The organism is Cellulomonas septica (genome assembly GCF_012396155.1).
Taxonomy (GTDB): Bacteria; Actinomycetota; Actinomycetes; order Actinomycetales; family Cellulomonadaceae; genus Cellulomonas; species Cellulomonas septica.
The window spans coordinates 1-5,231 of sequence record NZ_JAAXOY010000201.1; the positions used below are offsets into that span (position 1 = coordinate 1).

5 protein-coding genes and 1 pseudogene are annotated in these 5,231 nt (G+C 74.7%); 2 read left to right on the forward strand and 4 right to left on the reverse strand.

From position 1 onward, the window contains the following. Nucleotides 1-325, reverse strand: a pseudogene (locus tag HGA02_RS09370) (5-(carboxyamino)imidazole ribonucleotide synthase); the annotation flags it as partial. Between the two features lie 153 nt (nucleotides 326-478). Here HGA02_RS09370 and HGA02_RS09375 point away from each other — a divergent pair. Continuing rightward, nucleotides 479-988, forward strand: a complete 510-nt coding sequence (locus HGA02_RS09375; protein WP_168678783.1) for a GtrA family protein — start codon at nucleotides 479-481, stop codon at nucleotides 986-988. Between the two features lie 18 nt (nucleotides 989-1,006). Here HGA02_RS09375 and manA read toward each other — a convergent pair whose 3' ends face one another. The 3 genes from manA to HGA02_RS09390 all read right to left on the reverse strand — a co-directional run bounded on the left by manA (nucleotide 1,007) and on the right by HGA02_RS09390 (nucleotide 4,352). After that, the gene (gene manA, locus HGA02_RS09380) at nucleotides 1,007-2,203 is read right to left on the reverse strand and encodes a mannose-6-phosphate isomerase, class I (RefSeq protein ID WP_168678784.1); all 1,197 of its coding nucleotides are present in this window, start codon (nucleotides 2,201-2,203) and stop codon (nucleotides 1,007-1,009) included. Nucleotides 2,204-2,333: 130 nt separating this feature from the next. Further along, a complete protein-coding gene (locus HGA02_RS09385; RefSeq protein ID WP_168678785.1) occupies nucleotides 2,334-3,656 on the reverse strand; it encodes an ATP-binding protein in 1,323 nt (440 codons plus the stop codon). Between the two features lie 3 nt (nucleotides 3,657-3,659). Then, a complete protein-coding gene (locus HGA02_RS09390; RefSeq protein ID WP_168678786.1) occupies nucleotides 3,660-4,352 on the reverse strand; it encodes a response regulator transcription factor in 693 nt (230 codons plus the stop codon). Nucleotides 4,353-4,540: 188 nt separating this feature from the next. On the opposite strand from HGA02_RS09390, the gene HGA02_RS09395 reads away from it, so the two are divergent. After that, a partial coding sequence (locus tag HGA02_RS09395) for a DUF7134 domain-containing protein (RefSeq protein WP_343035408.1) occupies nucleotides 4,541-5,231 on the forward strand: 691 nt, incomplete at its 3' end.

A 5,231-nucleotide genomic window follows, 5' to 3' on the forward strand; every position in this document is an offset into this window, starting at 1 on the left:
GGCGCCGCATGACGGCCTTGTCCTGCGCGTGCCGCAGCGCCCCTGCGGCCGGTCGGACCGCGACACCCGCGTCGGCGAGCCGCTCGAGCAGGTCGTTGGGCACGTGCTCGTGCTCGAACGTCAGCGCGGTCGCGCCGTCGACGATGCCCTCGATCGCCGCCGCGTCGGACGCCGCCCCGACGGGTGCGTCGACCACGACCTGCGCCGCGGACGACGACGCGTCCTCCACGAGGACCCGCAGGTGGACGCCGAGCGCCGTCGCCGCGGGCGCCATCATCCGTGCGAGCTGACCGCCGCCGACCACCGCCACCACAGGAGCTGCCACGGGCGTCGAGCCTAACCGAGCGGACGCCGCGACCCGTGCGGCGTCCACCGCGCACGTCGAATCGCTTCAGCGCGGACCGCTCCCGCCTTCACCCTGCCGGTTCCCAGGTGGCCCCGCTATCCTCGCGGCAGCCCAGGCGAGGAGACCACCACCGTGAGTGCCACCGACGAGCGCCGCCTCGCGGACGTCCCGCGCACGTCCGGCACGCGGCCGCAGCCGGCGCTCCGCCTCGCGGCGCTGCGCGCGCGCGGTCTCGAGATCGCGAGGTTCCTGTCCGTCGGCGGTGTCGCGTTCGTCGTCGACCTCGGCGTCTTCAACCTGCTGCGGTTCGGCCCCGGCGAGCTGCTCGAGGCGAAGCCGATCACCGCGAAGATCGTCTCGATGGCGCTCGCGACGGTCGTCTCCTGGCTCGGCAACCGGTACTGGACCTTCGCGTCGCACCGCACCGAGCGGCACGGGCGCGAGCTCGTCGTGTACGGCGCGATCAACCTGGTCGGCGCGGCCGTGCCGATCCTCACGCTCGCGTTCTCGCACTACGTGCTGCAGCTCGACACCCCGCTGGCCGACAACGTGGCGACCGTCGTCGGCATCGGCGTGGGGACCGTCCTGCGGTACGTCGGCTACAAGCGCTGGGTGTTCACCGGGCACCGCACCGCCGCCTGAGCCGCGACGGTCGGGCCGTCAGGGCACGTCGGCCTGGATGAGGACGCCGTCGCCCCACGCCGTCAGCACGCCGTCGCTCGCGGGCGCGAACGCCGCCTGCCCCCGCGTCAGCACCATCGGCTCGCCGTCCTGCGCGCGCACCTCGACCTCGCCCTCGAGGCACAGGAGCACACGCGGACCTCGCCCCGGGATCCGCGTCGCGCCCTCGTCGGTCAGCCGCGTGACGGAGAGCTCGAAGTCGTCGACGGGCGCGTAGAAGATCTCGGTCGACGTGAACACGCGCTCCGGGGCGATACGGATGGGCGGGGCGGCGACGACGTCGAGGTTCGCGAACAGCTCCGGCAGGTCGATGTGCTTGCCCGTGAGGCCGGCCCGCAGCACGTTGTCGGAGTTGGCCATGATCTCGACTCCCACGCCGTGCAGGTACGCGTGCACCGCGCCGGCCGGCACGAAGAGCGCGTCGCCGGGCTGCAGCGTCACCGGGTTGAGCAGCACCGACGTCACCGCACCGGCGTCGCCGGGATAGGCCGCCGCGAGGCGCATGACCGTCCGGTCCGTCCGCGGCGACGGTGAGCCGTCGGCCAGGCGCTGCGCGCACGCGTCGGCGAGCTTCTGCACGTCGCCCTGGCCGGGGCGGGTCTCGGGCGACAGCAGCCACTCGAAGGCCGCACGCACGCCCGCCGACGTCGGGTCGGCCATGAGCAGCCCGCGCAGGTCCGCGGCCAGCGGTGCGTCGAGGCCGTGCAGGAGCTCCGCCGCACGGCGCGGGGCCCGGAAGCCCACCATCGCGTCGAACCGCGTGAGGGCGTACACGAGCTCGGGCTTGTGGTTGCGGTCCCGGTAGTTGCGGTGGTCGGCGCGCAGCGGGACGCCCGCGGCGTCCTCGGCGGCGTACCCCGTGCGGGCGCGCTCGCGGCTCGGGTGCACCTGGAGCGACAGCGGCGAGTCCGCGGCGATCACCTTGAGCAGGTAGGGCAGCTCACCGCCGAACCGGGTCGCGACGTCCTCGCCGAGCGTGGCCGTCGGGTCGTCGGCGATCACGCGGTCCAGCGGCACGTCGAGCTCGTCGTCGTGCACCACGGCGGGCGCGCTCGGGTGCGCACCGAACCAGGCCTCGGCGACCGGGCGGCCGTCCGGGACGCTGCACAGCAGGTCGGGGATGGCCGTCGTCGAGCCCCAGACGTAGTGCTGCGTCGCTGGCGTGATGCGGCGCACGAGCTCGCCTTCCTTCCGGGTGCGGGGATCACGGGCGGCGGTGCCGGCCCGTCCACGGAAGGGTACGCGAGCCGTCGGCGCGGACCCCCGACTCAGGGCCCGAATCGCGACATTTCGCCCGCTCGGCCGATCAGCGTCGCCGGCGGTCGGGTCGCGCCGACACCACGGCGCCGAGCGGCAGGACCACGTCCGGGCGCATCGACGCGGGCACCCCGGACAGGAAGAGCGCGAAGACCGCCGGGCGGCGCTGCGCGAGCTCGAGGCGGCCGCCGTCTGCGCTCGCGAGGTCGCGCGCGAGCGCGAGACCGAGGCCAGTCCCCGCACCCGACGTGACCTCGCGCTCGAAGATCCGGCCCGCGAGCTCGTCCGGCACGCCCGCGCCCTCGTCGGCGACCTCGACCACGACCGCCCCCGACGGCCCGCCCGTGCGCGACCGCACCGTCGTGGTGCCCGCACCGTGCTTGAGGGAGTTCTCGATGAGCGTCGCGAGCACCTGCGCGAGCGCGCCGGGCGTCGCGAGCACCTGGGTCTGCGGGTCGACCTCCACGACGAGGCGCCGGCCTGCCGCGGCGAACGTCGGCGCCCACTCCTCCTCCTGCTGGTGCACGACGTCGACGAGCGGGACGGCCTCGGTCGTGCCACCCTGCGCGCGACGCGAGCTCGTGAGCAGGTCGTCGACGACCCGCACGAGGCGCTCGACCTGCTCGAGCGAGATGCGGGCCTCCTCGCGCACCTGCGGGTCGTCGGTCGCGAGCGTGATCTCCTCGAGCCGCATCGACAGCGCGGTGAGCGGGGTGCGCAGCTGGTGGGAGGCGTCGGACGCGAACTGCCGCTCGGCGGCCAGCCGCCCCGCCATCCGGTCGGCGGACCGGGCGAGCTCGGCCGCGACGAGGTCGATCTCCTCGACCCCGGACGGTTCGAGGCGCGGCCGGACCTGCCCCGACCCGAGCTGCTCGGCCGACGCCGCGAGGTAGACGAGGGGTGCGGCGAGCCTGTTCGCCTGCCAGATCGCCATCGCGATGCCCGCCGCGAAGGCCACGACCGCCGCGACGACGACGAGCGCGATGACGCGGGCGCTCACCCAGAAGACGTCCCAGAACGAGACCGACAGCACGACCACGGCGTGCGAGTCCGTCGTGGTCTCGAGCGTGAGCGCGCGGCCCTCGACCGGGGTGCCCGCCTCGTAGATCTCGCCGTCGGTCGTGCGGACGACGACGTTCGCGGGGATCTCGTCGACGCGGCCCGCCGCGGGCTCGAGCATGCGGTCGGTGTAGGCGATGCCGGAGTCGGCGCGGAAGTCGACGGTCTCCGCCGCCGAGTCGAGCCGTGCCTCGAGCCGGCGCAGCTCGTTCTCACGGACGAGCTGCGCGCCGAGGAACGCGAGCGGGAAGCCCAGCAGGACGACCGCGACGGTGACCGCCGCGATCGTCGCCTGGAGGACGCGACGGCGCACGCGTCAGGCCCGCTCGCCCGCGCCCGTCTCGAACCGGAAGCCCATGCCGCGCACCGTCGTGACGTAGCGCGGGGCGCCCGCGTCGTCGCCGAGCTTGCGGCGCAGCCACGAGACGTGCATGTCGAGCGTCTTGGTCGAGCCCGTCGGGTCGGAGCCCCACACCTCCCGCATGAGGGTCTCGCGCGCGACGACGGTCCCCGCGGCGGCGACGAGCACGCGCAGCAGGTCGAACTCCTTGGCCGTCAGGTGCAGCTCGCGCTCGCCCTGGAACGCGCGGTGCGCCGCGACGTCGACGCGCACGTTCTGCGCGTGCAGCTCGTCCTCGTCCGCAGGGTCGCCCACGCTGCGACGCAGGAGCGCCCGCACGCGGGCGAGCAGCTCCGCGAGCCGGAAGGGCTTCGTGACGTAGTCGTCGGCACCCGCGTCGAGCCCGACGACGAGGTCGACCTCGTCGGCGCGCGCGGTGAGCACGAGGACGGGGGTCGTGAGGCCCTGGTTGCGGATCGCCCGTGCGACGTCGAGCCCGTCCATGTCGGGCAGCCCGAGGTCGAGCACGACGAGGTCGGCCGACGAGGCACCGTCGATCGCACCTTGACCCGTGCCTTGCACGCGCACGTCGTAACCTTCACGCCCGAGGGCGCGGGCCAAAGGCTCGGCAATCGCGGGATCGTCCTCCGCCAGCAGCACCTGGGTCATCGCCCCATGCTAGGTCACGGGACGGTCTGGTCCGCCAGTGCCCACGCGATGTCGGTCGAGGTCGGCGCCGCGCACGTCCCGGGGCGCACGCCCGCGACGGCCGGGTCCTCCCGGGGTCGCGCGGTGACCCGAGCGAGGTCCGCCCGCGGGTGCACGACGCACGGCGGCGGCCCGCCTAGGCTCGTCGCGTGAGCTGGTGGGACCGGGTGCTGCGCTGGGAGGACTCCCACCGGTTCGTCGTCGACCTGCTCGGCACGCTGCTCGTGCTGCTCGTCGGCGTCACCGCGAACGTCAACCTCGTCGACGGGACGTCCGGGCGCGGCCTGACCGAGATGGTCGTCGCGTTCCTGCTCATCGCCCCGCTCGCGTGGCGCCGCGTGCGCCCGACGGCGTCGGCCGCGACCGTCTACAGCGTCGCGCTGCTGCAGATGCTGTTCGTCACGCCGCTCATGATCCCCGCCGACTTCGCGGTGCTCGCGGCGCTCTACTCGGTGACCGTGCACGGTCCCCGCTGGGCGCACCGCGTCGCGATGGTCGGCGCGCTCGTGGGCGGCGTCCTGCTGCCGGTCACGCTCGTGACCTGGTGGAACCCGCCGTCGGCGGTCGCGACGACGATCTTCGTGTGGTCCGTCGCCGCGGCCGTGTGGGCGTTCGGCCTCGCACGCCGCTCGCGTCGCGAGACGCTCGAGGCGCTCGTCGACCGTGCCGCCCAGCTCGAGCGCGAGCGCGACCAGCAGGCCCAGATCGCGACCGCCGCCGAGCGCGCGCGCATCGCGCGCGAGATGCACGACATCGTCGCCCACTCGCTCACCGTCATGATCGCGCAGGCCGACGGCGGCCGGTACGCCGCGAGCGCCGACCCCGCCGCCGCCACGCGCG

Bases quoted from the DNA above. Each gene is read 5' to 3' on its own strand.
- HGA02_RS09390 (WP_168678786.1), bottom strand. From the start codon at position 4,352: ATGACCCAGGTGCTGCTGGCGGAGGACGATCCCGCGATTGCCGAGCCT.